Origin of the sequence: Lysinibacillus sp. JNUCC 51 (assembly GCF_015999525.1) — a bacterium.
GTDB classification, from domain to species: Bacteria; Bacillota; Bacilli; order Bacillales_A; family Planococcaceae; genus Lysinibacillus; species Lysinibacillus xylanilyticus.
In genome coordinates, this window is the sequence record NZ_CP065545.1 from 3,000,121 (window position 1) to 3,015,412 (window position 15,292).

Below are 15,292 nucleotides of genomic sequence, written 5' to 3' on the forward strand. Positions count from 1 at the left end.
CGAACTATAGGAATAAAGCAATAGAGGGACGTTTCATATAATTGTGTTACAAAACATATTTCGTTATTCTTAAATGAGTTATCATGCAATTCAAACAATTGCTGAAAATGAAGTAGGAGGTTTTTTTGATTTATGAATTCACAAATACAAGTTGTATTAGAAAATATAGAAAAAGTAATGATAGGCAAAAGAGAAGTTGCGGAGCTCAGCATAGTAGCTTTGCTGGCAAGGGGACATGTCTTGCTAGAGGACGTACCAGGTGTCGGAAAAACAATGATGGTGCGAGCACTGGCTAAATCCTTTGATGCACAGTTTAAAAGGATTCAATTTACACCTGATTTATTACCGTCAGATGTTGTAGGGGTATCTATCTATAATCCAAAAACGTTGGAATTTGAATTTCGACCTGGTCCGATCATGGGAGATATCATTTTAGCTGATGAAATTAACCGTACGTCTCCAAAAACACAATCTGCTTTACTTGAAGGGATGGAGGAAGCTTCAGTAACAATTGATGGTAAAACTTTAACAATCAATCAACCTTTTTTCGTTATGGCCACTCAAAATCCTATTGAGCATGAGGGAACATATCCGTTACCTGAAGCACAGCTGGATCGTTTCTTACTAAAAATAAAAATGGGTTATCCTTCAAGAGTGCAAGAAGTGGAAATTCTTCGTCGCGCTGAACATGGTAAACCAATTGAAAAAATTGAAGCGGTGCTAACAGTTGCGCAATTAAATGAATTGCAGGAGCTTGTACAGGGTGTGTTTGTTAAAGATTCGGTCAAAAACTATATGGTCGAATTAGCGACTCAAACAAGGGAAAGTAGCTATGTATATTTAGGTGTAAGTCCTCGCGCAACGATTGCTTTAATGAAAGCTTCACAAGCTTATGCATTTATAAAAGGGCGTAGCTACGTTACTCCTGACGATGTTCAATATTTAGTACCATTTGTTTTTAGCCATCGTCTAGTATTAAAACCAGAAGCTCGTTACGATAACGTTACGGCAGAGGAAATTATTGAGCGAATTATTGCGAAAACACCTGTGCCGACAAAGAGGTTTGCAGAGCAATGAAGAAATGGCAAGCTTTAATAGAGAAAAGTAAACATTTCTTATTAGTATCTTTGTTAATGATCATAACGTTTTGTTATGCCATGTTCCAAGGTGGGTTTGTTAGTTGGTTTGTGTTTTTTACGGTTAGTCCGTTTTTAGTATACGCATTTATTTTCTTACTGGTGAAAGAAAATATTTTACTAGTGGAACGCAAAATTGAGCCATCTCATGTTGAGTGTGGACAATCTGCTAAGGTTACAGTTACGGTAGAACGAAAAACACGCTTTCCGTTTGCTTATATGATGATCGAGGAACTTGTGAACAGTGAAGCCCTTGTTCAATCGAGGGTCCAAGGAACGAATACCATTAAGTTCGTTGGCTTCAGGAAAAAATTTAGCTGGGATTACGTGTTGGAAAATATGTCCCGTGGCGAGCATCGTTACTTAGGTGTTAATATTGTTTTCTGTGATTTTTTTGGCTGGGCAAAAAAGCGAGTTACGGCAGAAAAGGAACAAGTCATTTTAGTTTACCCGAGAGTACGCGAGATGAGGTATGCCGCGCTTCAAACAAAATTTGATGTTGGTACAATGATGTCTCCTTATTCGATTGTGAAGGATACATCAATGGCTGTTGGCTTACGTGAGTATGTTCCAGGTGACCGTTTTTCATGGATTCACTGGAAATCATTTGCGAAAACACAAACGTTGCAATCTAAGGAATTTGAAGATCGTCAATCACAGGAGTTAATGTTGGTACTCCATGCCGGAAAGTCTCCGTTATTTGAAGAAAAAATTGAGCTTGTAGCATCGATGCTACAAACAATTGTCGGAGAACGTGGAGATATTTCATTTGTTTCAGCTGGTTCTAAAACGAATGTGTTTCCTAATATCCAAGGTAATAAGCGGCTAGATCAAGTAATGTATCATTTAGCTGCAATAAAACCTGCTGAAGCTATCAAATTTCAATTACGAGATCAGCAAGTGTTTAAGCATATCGCAACATTACTGTATGTTACGAGTGAAGTATCAGATGAACTACTTCATTCGCTAGCCAATATGGTGAAAAGCTGTATTTGTTTTGTAGTAGCGGAGCGGCCACCTATGCAAACGGAGCTGGCTAAGCGTTATAAGCAAATTAGAGTTGTATATGTAAATCCAACAGATTATTACCATCTGTTCACGGAGGTGATGAAGCCGTGAAAAAATCACAAGGAGATTTTATAGAATTAACAATAGCATACGTAATAATTTTTCTAATTTTACGTGAATGGCTTATTCCTGTAATGGAGCTAACCAATACAAGCTTGAATCATTTGTTTTTAGTGTTTATCGGTCTATCATTGGTACTCAGCTTATTTCAAATACATCCATTGTTGTCGGGATTAGTGAAATTTGGTTATATTACTTGGTTTATAGTGTTTGTTTATAGTGAAAGTCCCTTTATATCAGGACAGACATTACCATTTCTATTGCATGAATTGAAATGGAATATGACTAAAATTCTTTCGGGCGATTTTGGGCAAGTATCGGATTCATTTAGAACGGTGCTATTCCTTGTGTTGATTTGGATGATAATATATCTAATTCATCACTGGATAACGGTGCGGAAAAATATAATCTATTTCTTCGCATTAACCGTATTCTTTATTGCTACACTAGATACGTTTAGTGACTATGATGGAAAGGTAGCAATTGTTAAAGTTATTGTGCTTGGATTAATAATGACAGGTTTGCTTTTTGTTAAGCGCCTATGGCTTCAAACAGATGCACCGAGCAATGAAATAGGAAAGTGGAAACTGGCTATTCCGATGATCGTTTCGGTAATGCTTGTTAGTTCAGTGGCAGTCTTTTTACCTAAGACAGGGCCGACCTGGGCTGATCCAGTTCCTTTTATTAAAGGGGTTGCAGGCCAAGGGGACTTTGGAACAGGTGCAAAAAAAGTAGGTTACAGCGAGGATGATAGCCGATTAGGAGGACCGTTTCAAGGTGATAATACACTAATTTTTACTGCTACTTCCCGTGATCGTCATTATTGGCGTATAGATACAAAGGATACTTATACTTCGAAGGGTTGGATTCTTTCGGAGGGGAACTTTGGCAAAAATGTCTACCAAACAAATACCCCTATCCAAACTTCGTTACAAGTTGGATCTCCTGAAAAAGAAAGTGAGATTCAAATAGAAATTGCTGCCCCAATGCCATTTTTATTGCAAACGTATGGCATGATATCTGTTTCTGCCCAAGATTCACCGCTATTTATTCAGGATGAACGTACTGAAAAGATAGCAGTAGAACAACAGAATGGTGAATCGAAATTATTGTCTAACTATACTATTTCTTATAGTGAGCCAGAATATAGCATGAAGCAGCTTCAAATGTCTGAACCATCCTCATTAGAAACATTAGATACGTCCTTTAATCGTTTTTTACAATTGCCAAATACACTTCCGCAACGTGTAGTAAATTTAGCAAATGATATCACAAAGGATAAAGCTTCGGTTTATGATCAAATAAAAGCAGTTGAAAAATATTTTTCATCTCATGGCTTTAGATACGATAAAAAAGATGTAGCAATTCCAGCTGAGGGTCAAGATTATGTTGATCAGTTTTTATTTGATACTAAAGTTGGTTATTGTGATAATTTCTCAACATCAATGGTTGTTCTCCTACGTTCGGCTGGGATACCGGCACGTTGGGTGAAAGGCTTTGCACCTGGTAAGCCTGGTCGAATAACAGATGGTTTGCAGGAATATCAAATTACAAATGATAATGCACACTCATGGGTTGAAGCATATGTACCAGGGATAGGCTGGATGGAGTTTGAGCCGACAATTGGATTCACAGGGAATGTGAATATTGATTATGATATTGAGCAAGATACTCCTCAGCAGGAGCAAGTGCTGCAGCCAGAAAAAAAACAAGAGCAACCAATGAAAGAAGAGCAAGAGCCGAAGAAAGAAACATCTAGCTCAACGTCGTTTAGTTTTGATTCTGTTTGGACATGGATGAAAAAGTTTACTTATGTATGGATCGCTCTAGGCATTTTGATGATCCTCGGTGGCATTGCTTTGTTTATGCAACGTAAAACGTGGATACCTAAAATGCAAGTACGAGCATTTCGTAAAAAAGAAGCGGACTGGACAAATTTTGATGCATCATACCAGGTTTTAATGAAGCAATTATCTCGTATTGGCTTACGCCGGAAAGATGGCGAAACATTACGTGCATTTGCTGAGCGAGTTGATGAAGCGTTAGAGACAGGAGCGATGCAGAAACTGACCGCTGTGTATGAACAACATATTTATGGTAAGGATAAACAAGAGGTTGATTTTGTGAAACTGAAAGAAAGTTGGGAAAATTTAATCAATCGCACTATCAGTTGATTTTGATGGGTACAAAGAGTAAAATGAAAAAAATTATATATGATTAGGATTGCTTTCATATAAGTTCGATGATAAGGTTCGGATGTTTCTACGAGATCACCGTAAATGATTTCTCTATGAAGGTGGATGTTTTGGTTAGGTGAGAAGGTTAGTAAATCACTTTTCTTTGCTACGCATTCGCCTTTATAAATCAAGAGCTTATGAACGCGTAGGAAGTTTTTACTTTCATACGCGTTTTTCTTTGAACATATGAAAAGTCCTTTAAAAATAGTAGAAGAGGTGGAAATATTGTCAGCTAGCCCTTTATTAGAGCAAGAAAAAATCGTCGTTCTTGATTTTGGTAGCCAATTTAACCAATTGATTACGCGTCGTATCCGTGAATTTGGTGTTTTCAGTGAGTTACATCCTCATACGATTACTGCAGAAGAAATTAAAAATATGAACGCATCAGGTATTATCTTTTCAGGTGGTCCAAACTCAGTTTATGACGAGAATGCATTCCATGTAGACCCAGCTATTTTTGAATTAGGCTTACCAATTCTAGGTATTTGCTATGGTATGCAATTAATGGCACATACTCAAGGCGGTAAAGTTGAAGGTGCTGAAACACGTGAATATGGTAAAGCAGAAATTAAAGTAACAGCTTCAAACAAGTTATTCGGTGACTTACCGACTGAACAAATCGTTTGGATGAGCCACGGTGACCATGTAACAGAGGTACCTGCTGGTTTTGAAGTAATCGCAACAAGTGCTGCTTGCCCTATCTCTGCAATGGCAAATGTAGAACGTCAACTATATGCAGTACAATTCCACCCAGAAGTACGTCACTCTGTATACGGTAACGACTTATTACGTCAGTTCGTATTCGACATTTGTGGAGCAAAAGGCGATTGGTCAATGGCAAACTTCATTGAACTTGAAATCGCAAAAATCCGCGAAACAGTAGGCGACAAAAAAGTATTATGTGCACTTTCAGGCGGTGTAGACTCATCAGTTGTTGCTGTTCTAATTCATAAAGCAATTGGCGACCAACTAACTTGTATGTTCGTTGACCACAACTTAAACCGTAAAGGTGAAGTTGAGCAAGTTATGAAAACATTCACAGAAGACTTCGACATGAATCTAATTAAAATTGATGCACGTCAACGTTTTATGGATAAACTTGCAGGCGTTTCTGATCCAGAACAAAAACGTAAAATTATCGGTAACGAATTTATTTACGTATTCGATGAAGAAGCAGCTAAACTTGAAGGAATGGACTTCTTAGCACAAGGTACGCTTTACACAGATATCATTGAATCTGGAACATCGACTGCGCAAACTATTAAATCACACCATAACGTTGGTGGTCTTCCGGAAGACATGCAATTCCAATTAATTGAGCCACTTAACACATTATTTAAAGACGAAGTTCGCGCACTAGGATTAGAGCTTGGCCTTGATGAAAAAATCGTTTGGCGTCAACCATTCCCAGGTCCGGGTCTAGGAATCCGTGTACTTGGTGAAGTAACTGAAGAAAAATTAGAAATCGTACGCGAATCTGATTTCATCCTACGTGAAGAAATCGCAAAAGCTGGTCTTGATCGCGACATCTGGCAATACTTCACAGTATTACCTGACATCCGTTCAGTTGGTGTAATGGGCGATGCACGTACGTATGATTACGCAATCGGTATCCGTGCGGTAACATCTATCGACGGTATGACTTCTGACTGGGCACGCATTCCTTGGGATGTATTAGAGAAAATCTCTGTCCGCCTAGTAAACGAAGTAAAACACGTTAACCGCGTGCTTTACGATATTACATCTAAGCCACCTGCAACTATTGAGTGGGAATAGACCTTGTGAAATACAAGGTTATTGATACACTTTAAATGTTGATATATCAATGTTTTTTGTGTGTTCTTAGTTAGTGAAATCACTTCTAACTATTTATAAGTAAATTCAAACTCTCTTTTATTTAGTTTCAGCAACTAAATAAAAGGGAGTTTTTTTATGGTCAAAATTATGGAACTGATAGATGATTTTGAATTGAGTTAACAGGTTCAGGAATGGAAAGAAGTATACTTCGCTTTGTAAGTATCGTTTAAACCGTTCAACTTAATCGATATATTCGCTCTTTTCAGGAGTTAGGTAAAGAGAAGACAATTACAATCAACGATGGTATAGCCACGATAAGGGCGAGGATTAAAGAAGAAACCATATTACAAATAGGACGAATAAAGTCACCTTTAAAAAAGTGCGACTATAATCCAACAAAAGACAGATTTATAATATAAAAAAATGATTTTCTTTAGTTTTTCAACGCCCTTCATTAGTTGGTGTATGGCCTCATTTATTTAATAAGAATATACTGGAAGGTAAAAATTGGACGTTGTTATAAAAGTGTAAATAGAATATTATGAATATTGTAGAAAGGGTGTGTTTAAAATGAATCTAAAGACTGCTAAAGAAGTTATTGAAGAACTACAGGTAATTATGTCACATATGTGTCCAGAAGAAAAAATGAAATTAGAAGTTTGGCTTAAAGAGTTTTACATAGACGAAATAATTAAAAAAGAGAGTAATAAGGTACATACAAAAGGTTATATTTCGAATGCATTCTGATAGCTAGTCATTGGAAAAAGTTATACGATGAATCGTTAGGTATAGTAAAGTAATAAATGTAAGTAAGACTCTATGTCGCTGTTTAATTAAGGGAGGAATAACATGGGAATAGATATAGCGATGATACATACACTTGCTATTGGTATGCCGAAAGAATTGCATTATAGTAATGGGCGCTCTATGATTACAGGGATTGAAAAACAAAAAGTACAAGAAGTTTATTTGTCCGCTCGTGGATTTGAGGGGGACGATGTAGCGGATAAGAAACATCACGGTGGTCCAGACCGTGCCGTTTGTTTATATCCTGCGGAGCATTACATACAATGGGAACGGGAACTTGGTAAACCGTTGCCGACAGCAGCATTCGGTGAAAACTTAACGGTAACGAATATGCTGGAAGCGGATATTTGTATTGGCGATATTTATAAAATAGGTGATGCTGTCATCCAAATTACTCAAGGACGTGTACCTTGTAGTACGATTGATAAATATACTGAGGCGAACATATTACTCAAACGTTTAATTGAAACAGGATATACGGGCTTCCTTGCTCGTGTACTGGAAGAAGGGACAATCTGTGCTGATTCAAAAATTGAATTAGTGGAAAAGCACCCTGCGCGTATTTCAGTTTTACATTGCAACGAAGTGTACTTTAAAAATAAAGATGCATTTGCGATGAAACGTATTCAGGCAGTTGATGCATTAGCAGAAGATTGGAAACAAAAATTAGAAAAAAGAATTCAGCTCTTGCAAAGTAAAGTGATGAATTAAGCATTGACGATATCAAGGGAGCTCTCCCGCAATTGCTGTATTAAAATCCTCTAGAAATCGAATGAGTTCTAGGGGATTTTTTATTTTGTAACTATCGATAGAACGTTCAGTCCTGACATGTTTATGCAACTATTTCTTAAAATGTGAACATTAAATAAGAATGTTACACGAACTTTCGTGTAACATTTATAAAAAATGTTCGGAAATAGGGTTGAAATCTAAAAAGTGAAATGATATATTACGATTGTAAATTAAATATGTCGTCGTATAATGTCGGGGATAAGGCCCGTGAGTTTCTACCAAGTTACCGTAAATAACTTGACTACGATTTTAGTTATATATACCAATGTATAGACACTAATTAATTTCACACAATAACCGGTGATGAAATGTATCGTAGACATGCGACTAGTAGAGTAGTCAGCGTGTTTTTTTTGTTTTCGATATTGAAGACGACCATACGGAGGATTTCTTTAAAATGAAAAAGTATTTCATGTTCGATGAATTAGGAACTAATTATCGCCGCGAAATAATAGGTGGTATTACTACATTTCTTGCTATGGCTTACATTTTAGCTGTTAACCCTGGTATGTTAGAAAATGCAGGAATGGATAAAGGTGCTGTATTCGTAGCTACAGCATTAGCAGCTACAGTTGGTTCTCTGATTATGGGTATATTCGCTAAATTCCCAATTTCACTTGCCCCAGGTATGGGCTTAAATGCATTCTTTGCCTTCACTGTAGTTGGAGCGTACGGTATTCCTTGGCAGACTGGTTTAACAGGTGTTTTCTTCTCAGGTGTTATCTTTATCATTCTTTCGTTAACAGGTATTCGTGAAACAGTAATTAATGCTATTCCGGTACAACTTAAATATGCAGTTTCAGCAGGTATTGGTTTATTTATAACATTTGTTGGTTTACAAGGAGCGGGCATTATAACAGATAGCCCAGCTACATTGGTAACTTTAGGAACATTTACTGGTTCAACTTTACTAGCTGTATTCGGGATTGTCCTTTCAATTATTCTAATTATTAAACTACGTAGTATTGGTATTTTCTTAGGGATGGTTATAACAGCAATTGTTGGTATGATTACAGGTGTGATTGAGCCTCCTACAGCAGTTGTTTCAGCAATTCCAAGTGTAGATTCTACATTTATGGTAGCTTTAGATCCGATTTTCCATGACTTCGGTTCATTATTAAACGTTAAATTTTTAGTTGTTGTGTTAACATTCTTGTTTGTAGATTTCTTTGATACAGCCGGTACTTTAATGGCAGTTGCGACACAAGCAGGTTTAGTAAAAGATAATAAATTACCACGTGCAAGCCGCGCATTGATGGCTGATGCTCTTGCAACAACAATTGGTTCTTTATTTGGTACATCAACAACAACAGCATATGTTGAGTCAACTTCTGGTGTAGCAGCAGGTGCTCGTTCAGGTTTCTCTGCTGTAGTTACTGCAATACTATTCCTGGTAGCGTTATTCTTTTCACCATTACTAGCTGTGGTAACTCCAGCCGTAACAGCGCCGGCTCTAGTTATTGTTGGTGTTCTGATGGTATCTTCATTACGTTTAATTGATTGGGATAAATTTGAAATTGCAGTACCTGCTTTCTTTACAGTAATCATGATGCCTCTTGGTTACTCAATTGCTACTGGTATTGCAATAGGCTTTGTATTCTATCCAATAACAATGCTTTTAGCGGGTCGTAAAAAAGAAATTCACCCTATGATGTACGGATTATTCTTTGTCTTCCTTGCATACTTTATCTGGGTACGCTAATTATAAATATACAAATCGAAATATAAAAAGCATCTGCAATTGTTAGAAAATGAAACTAACAATTGCAGGTGCTTTTCTTATTGGGATATTTAACGCTAGTGAAAATAATAAGAAGATTTCAATGGTAAGTAAGCTGTATTAATTTCTGCCGGAGAAAGGGGGCGATTAATGTGGGGAATCAGAGGAAGTTAAAATAATAGATTAAAGAGCAGTTCTTCAATCGAAACATATAAGGGAGATTATGTGGTGAAGTTTATTTATATATTATAGAAGAAACTCTTTGCTAATTAATTAGAATAGTTTTACTTTAATAATTCTCTTGCAAACTTAATATTAAGGTGATATATTTATAAACGTTGTTACGAAACAAATAACAACATTAAAAATACTAACATAAGTGGTTGACATAGAGTTAACAACATGTTAAAGTATAGAAAGTCACTTAAATGCGACGAACAAATGAACCTTGAAAACTGAACAAGCAAAACGTAATCAATAAAGTTTTTAGTAGCTAACCTTGAGTTAGCGAACGAAACAAAGTTTTGGACATCAAACATGATGCCAGCAAAACAATTTGAGCTAATCAAATTTCTTTTTATGGAGAGTTTGATCCTGGCTCAGGACGAACGCTGGCGGCGTGCCTAATACATGCAAGTCGAGCGAACAGAGAAGGAGCTTGCTCCTTCGACGTTAGCGGCGGACGGGTGAGTAACACGTGGGCAACCTACCTTATAGTTTGGGATAACTCCGGGAAACCGGGGCTAATACCGAATAATCTATTTTGCTTCATGGCGAAATACTGAAAGACGGTTTCGGCTGTCGCTATAAGATGGGCCCGCGGCGCATTAGCTAGTTGGTGAGGTAACGGCTCACCAAGGCGACGATGCGTAGCCGACCTGAGAGGGTGATCGGCCACACTGGGACTGAGACACGGCCCAGACTCCTACGGGAGGCAGCAGTAGGGAATCTTCCACAATGGGCGAAAGCCTGATGGAGCAACGCCGCGTGAGTGAAGAAGGTTTTCGGATCGTAAAACTCTGTTGTAAGGGAAGAACAAGTACAGTAGTAACTGGCTGTACCTTGACGGTACCTTATTAGAAAGCCACGGCTAACTACGTGCCAGCAGCCGCGGTAATACGTAGGTGGCAAGCGTTGTCCGGAATTATTGGGCGTAAAGCGCGCGCAGGCGGTCCTTTAAGTCTGATGTGAAAGCCCACGGCTCAACCGTGGAGGGTCATTGGAAACTGGGGGACTTGAGTGCAGAAGAGGAAAGTGGAATTCCAAGTGTAGCGGTGAAATGCGTAGAGATTTGGAGGAACACCAGTGGCGAAGGCGACTTTCTGGTCTGTAACTGACGCTGAGGCGCGAAAGCGTGGGGAGCAAACAGGATTAGATACCCTGGTAGTCCACGCCGTAAACGATGAGTGCTAAGTGTTAGGGGGTTTCCGCCCCTTAGTGCTGCAGCTAACGCATTAAGCACTCCGCCTGGGGAGTACGGTCGCAAGACTGAAACTCAAAGGAATTGACGGGGGCCCGCACAAGCGGTGGAGCATGTGGTTTAATTCGAAGCAACGCGAAGAACCTTACCAGGTCTTGACATCCCGTTGACCACTGTAGAGATATGGTTTTCCCTTCGGGGACAACGGTGACAGGTGGTGCATGGTTGTCGTCAGCTCGTGTCGTGAGATGTTGGGTTAAGTCCCGCAACGAGCGCAACCCTTGATCTTAGTTGCCATCATTTAGTTGGGCACTCTAAGGTGACTGCCGGTGACAAACCGGAGGAAGGTGGGGATGACGTCAAATCATCATGCCCCTTATGACCTGGGCTACACACGTGCTACAATGGACGATACAAACGGTTGCCAACTCGCGAGAGGGAGCTAATCCGATAAAGTCGTTCTCAGTTCGGATTGTAGGCTGCAACTCGCCTACATGAAGCCGGAATCGCTAGTAATCGCGGATCAGCATGCCGCGGTGAATACGTTCCCGGGCCTTGTACACACCGCCCGTCACACCACGAGAGTTTGTAACACCCGAAGTCGGTGGGGTAACCTTTTGGAGCCAGCCGCCGAAGGTGGGATAGATGATTGGGGTGAAGTCGTAACAAGGTAGCCGTATCGGAAGGTGCGGCTGGATCACCTCCTTTCTAAGGATATTTTCGGAATACAAACCTAGGGTTTGTAAGATTACGTTTTGCGTTCAGTTTTGAAGGTTCATCATACGATGAAATACTTCAAAACTTGTTCTTTGAAAACTGGATAAAACGACATTGAAATTGTAACAAACACATTTATTTTTTAAGTTTTTTTATAGGCTTAATAATTTAAGAAGGTTTCAAGACACGAGTAGTTCTAGGAAGCAAACGAGAGAAGGAAGGAGCGTACCTATGTACGTGACTGACTGAACGAGTGAAGCTGACGACGAAATACGATGTGTATTGAAAGCTGTAGGTTAAGTTATTAAGGGCGCACGGCGAATGCCTTGGCACTAGGAGCCGATGAAGGACGGCACTAACACCGATATGCTTCGGGGAGCTGTAAGTGAGCTTTGATCCGGAGATTTCCGAATGGGGGAACCCACTACGTTTAATCGCGTAGTATCTTGACGTGAATACATAGCGTCTTGAAGGCAGACCCAGGGAACTGAAACATCTAAGTACCTGGAGGAAGAGAAAGAAAAATCGATTCCCTGAGTAGCGGCGAGCGAAACGGGAAGAGCCCAAACCAAGAGGCTTGCCTCTTGGGGTTGTAGGACACTCTATACGGAGTTACAAAAGAGCGAGTTAGATGAAGCGACTTGGAAAGGTCCGCCAGAGCAGGTAAAAGCCCTGTAGTCGAAAGTTCGTTCTCTCCTGAGTGGATCCTGAGTACGGCGGAACACGTGAAATTCCGTCGGAATCCGGGAGGACCATCTCCCAAGGCTAAATACTACCTAGTGACCGATAGTGAACCAGTACCGTGAGGGAAAGGTGAAAAGCACCCCGGGAGGGGAGTGAAAGAGATCCTGAAACCGTGTGCCTACAAGTAGTTAGAGCCCGTTAATGGGTGATAGCGTGCCTTTTGTAGAATGAACCGGCGAGTTACGATTACGTGCAAGGTTAAGCTTTAGAAGGCGGAGCCGCAGCGAAAGCGAGTCTGAATAGGGCGAAATAGTACGTGGTCGTAGACCCGAAACCAGGTGATCTACCCATGTCCAGGGTGAAGGTGAGGTAACACTTACTGGAGGCCCGAACCCACGCACGTTGAAAAGTGCGGGGATGAGGTGTGGGTAGCGGAGAAATTCCAATCGAACTTGGAGATAGCTGGTTCTCTCCGAAATAGCTTTAGGGCTAGCCTCGTGATGAGAATACTGGAGGTAGAGCACTGTTTGGACTAGGGGGCCATCCCGGTTTACCGAATTCAGACAAACTCCGAATGCCAGATATTTATACACGGGAGTCAGACTGCGAGTGATAAGATCCGTAGTCAAAAGGGAAACAGCCCAGACCACCAGCTAAGGTCCCAAAGTAATCGTTAAGTGGAAAAGGATGTGGCGTTGCACAGACAACCAGGATGTTGGCTTAGAAGCAGCCATCATTTAAAGAGTGCGTAATAGCTCACTGGTCGAGTGACGCTGCGCCGAAAATGTATCGGGGCTAAACGATTCACCGAAGCTGTGGATTGACATCTACGATGTCAGTGGTAGGAGAGCGTTCTAAGTGCGTTGAAGTCAGATCGGAAGGACTGGTGGAGCGCTTAGAAGTGAGAATGCCGGTATGAGTAGCGAAAGACGGGTGAGAATCCCGTCCACCGTATGACTAAGGTTTCCTGAGGAAGGCTCGTCCGCTCAGGGTTAGTCGGGACCTAAGCCGAGGCCGATAGGCGTAGGCGATGGACAACAGGTTGATATTCCTGTACCACCTCCTCACCGTTTGAGAAATGGGGGGACGCAGTAGGATAGGGTAAGCGCGCTGTTGGATATGCGCGTCCAAGCAGTAAGGCGTGTGTGTAGGCAAATCCGCACACTGTAACGTTGAGCTGTGATGGCGAGTCCGTATGGACGAAGTTCCTGATTTCACACTGCCAAGAAAAGCCTCTATCGAGGTGAGAGGTGCCCGTACCGCAAACCGACACAGGTAGTCGAGGAGAGAATCCTAAGGTGTGCGAGAGAACTCTCGTTAAGGAACTCGGCAAAATGACCCCGTAACTTCGGGAGAAGGGGTGCTCTTGAGCGTGCAAGCGCATGAGAGCCGCAGTGAATAGGCCCAGGCGACTGTTTAGCAAAAACACAGGTCTCTGCAAAACCGTAAGGTGACGTATAGGGGCTGACGCCTGCCCGGTGCTGGAAGGTTAAGAGGAGTGGTTAGCGCAAGCGAAGCTGCGAATTGAAGCCCCAGTAAACGGCGGCCGTAACTATAACGGTCCTAAGGTAGCGAAATTCCTTGTCGGGTAAGTTCCGACCCGCACGAAAGGCGTAACGATCTGGGCACTGTCTCAACGAGAGACTCGGTGAAATTATAGTACCTGTGAAGATGCAGGTTACCCGCGACAGGACGGAAAGACCCCGTGGAGCTTTACTGTAGCCTGATATTGAATTTTGGTACAACTTGTACAGGATAGGTAGGAGCCAGAGATCTCGGAGCGCCAGCTTCGAAGGAGGCGTCGGTGGGATACTACCCTGGTTGTATTGAAATTCTAACCCATGCCCCTTAGCGGGGCAGGAGACAGTGTCAGGCGGACAGTTTGACTGGGGCGGTCGCCTCCTAAAAGGTAACGGAGGCGCCCAAAGGTTCCCTCAGAATGGTTGGAAATCATTCGTAGAGTGTAAAGGCACAAGGGAGCTTGACTGCGAGACCTACAAGTCGAGCAGGGTCGAAAGACGGGCTTAGTGATCCGGTGGTTCCGCATGGAAGGGCCATCGCTCAACGGATAAAAGCTACCCCGGGGATAACAGGCTTATCTCCCCCAAGAGTCCACATCGACGGGGAGGTTTGGCACCTCGATGTCGGCTCATCGCATCCTGGGGCTGTAGTCGGTCCCAAGGGTTGGGCTGTTCGCCCATTAAAGCGGTACGCGAGCTGGGTTCAGAACGTCGTGAGACAGTTCGGTCCCTATCCGTCGTGGGCGTAGGAAATTTGAGAGGAGCTGTCCTTAGTACGAGAGGACCGGGATGGACACACCGCTGGTGTACCAGTTGTCTTGCCAAAGGCATCGCTGGGTAGCTATGTGTGGACGGGATAAGTGCTGAAAGCATCTAAGCATGAAGCCCCCCTCAAGATGAGATTTCCCATTACGCAAGTAAGTAAGATCCCTCAAAGACGATGAGGTAGATAGGTTCGAGGTGGAAGTGTGGTGACACATGGAGCTGACGAATACTAATCGATCGAGGACTTAACCAAAACGTTTGAAACATTCAATGAACCGTTTATCCAGTTTTGAAAGAATAACCCCTTTCATTTTAGGGTTTCAAGATACGAGTAGTTCGAAGAAGCGATGAAGAGAGGGAAGGAGCGTACTTTAGTACGTGACTGACTGAACGACTGAAGCTGACGAAGAAATACGACGTATATTGAAGGCCGTTAATAGTCTAGTGATGATGGCAAAGAGGTCACACCCGTTCCCATACCGAACACGGAAGTTAAGCTCTTTAGCGCCGATGGTAGTTGGGGGCTTCCCCCTGTGAGAGTAGGACGTCGCTAGGCACCTAGAAAAGTC

At 41.6% G+C, this 15,292-nt stretch carries 7 protein-coding genes, 3 rRNA genes and 2 riboswitches; all 10 genes read left to right on the plus strand.

Annotation, left to right across the window (positions count from 1 at the left end):
* Positions 1-132: 132 nt before the first annotated feature.
* Entirely contained in the window at positions 133-1,077 is a 945-nt protein-coding gene (locus JNUCC51_RS14515; RefSeq protein WP_134025033.1) for an AAA family ATPase, read from the plus strand.
* Positions 1,074-2,255 carry a DUF58 domain-containing protein gene (locus JNUCC51_RS14520; RefSeq protein WP_337988647.1) on the plus strand — a complete coding sequence of 394 codons (1,182 nt, stop codon included), beginning with the start codon at positions 1,074-1,076 and terminating at the stop codon, positions 2,253-2,255. The genes JNUCC51_RS14515 and JNUCC51_RS14520 overlap by 4 nt, the downstream gene beginning before the upstream one ends.
* Positions 2,252-4,438, plus strand: a complete 2,187-nt coding sequence (locus tag JNUCC51_RS14525) for a transglutaminase TgpA family protein (protein ID WP_337988648.1) — start codon at positions 2,252-2,254, stop codon at positions 4,436-4,438. The genes JNUCC51_RS14520 and JNUCC51_RS14525 overlap by 4 nt, the downstream gene beginning before the upstream one ends.
* 35 nt (positions 4,439-4,473) lie before the next feature.
* A riboswitch (purine riboswitch) is annotated at positions 4,474-4,575 on the plus strand.
* A gap of 151 nt (positions 4,576-4,726) precedes the next feature.
* Entirely contained in the window at positions 4,727-6,277 is a 1,551-nt protein-coding gene (gene guaA / locus JNUCC51_RS14530; RefSeq protein ID WP_337988649.1) for a glutamine-hydrolyzing GMP synthase, read from the plus strand.
* A gap of 591 nt (positions 6,278-6,868) precedes the next feature.
* Complete coding sequence (locus JNUCC51_RS14535; protein WP_337988650.1) at positions 6,869-7,045, plus strand: hypothetical protein; 177 nt, start codon at positions 6,869-6,871, stop codon at positions 7,043-7,045.
* 102 nt (positions 7,046-7,147) lie between these two features.
* Positions 7,148-7,816: an MOSC domain-containing protein gene (locus JNUCC51_RS14540; RefSeq protein ID WP_337988651.1), complete on the plus strand. Its 669-nt coding sequence runs from the start codon at positions 7,148-7,150 to the stop codon at positions 7,814-7,816.
* Between the two features lie 243 nt (positions 7,817-8,059).
* Positions 8,060-8,161: riboswitch (purine riboswitch) on the plus strand.
* A 133-nt stretch (positions 8,162-8,294) separates the two neighbouring features.
* Complete coding sequence (locus tag JNUCC51_RS14545; RefSeq protein WP_100546114.1) at positions 8,295-9,599, plus strand: NCS2 family permease; 1,305 nt, start codon at positions 8,295-8,297, stop codon at positions 9,597-9,599.
* 594 nt (positions 9,600-10,193) lie between these two features.
* Positions 10,194-11,745, plus strand: a 16S ribosomal RNA gene (locus JNUCC51_RS14550).
* 303 nt (positions 11,746-12,048) lie between these two features.
* A 23S ribosomal RNA gene (locus JNUCC51_RS14555) occupies positions 12,049-14,976 on the plus strand.
* Positions 14,977-15,163: 187 nt separating this feature from the next.
* Positions 15,164-15,279: ribosomal RNA gene (rrf, locus tag JNUCC51_RS14560) — 5S ribosomal RNA — on the plus strand.
* Together the 16S, 23S and 5S rRNA genes form the textbook arrangement of a ribosomal RNA operon.
* Positions 15,280-15,292: the final 13 nt, after the last annotated feature.

Bases quoted from the DNA above. Each gene is read 5' to 3' on its own strand.
- JNUCC51_RS14515 (WP_134025033.1), top strand. From the start codon at position 133: ATGAATTCACAAATACAAGTTGTATTAGAAAATATAGAAAAAGTAATG.
- JNUCC51_RS14520 (WP_337988647.1), top strand. From the start codon at position 1,074: ATGAAGAAATGGCAAGCTTTAATAGAGAAAAGTAAACATTTCTTATTA.
- JNUCC51_RS14535 (WP_337988650.1), top strand. From the start codon at position 6,869: ATGAATCTAAAGACTGCTAAAGAAGTTATTGAAGAACTACAGGTAATT.
- JNUCC51_RS14540 (WP_337988651.1), top strand. From the start codon at position 7,148: ATGGGAATAGATATAGCGATGATACATACACTTGCTATTGGTATGCCG.
- JNUCC51_RS14545 (WP_100546114.1), top strand. From the start codon at position 8,295: ATGAAAAAGTATTTCATGTTCGATGAATTAGGAACTAATTATCGCCGC.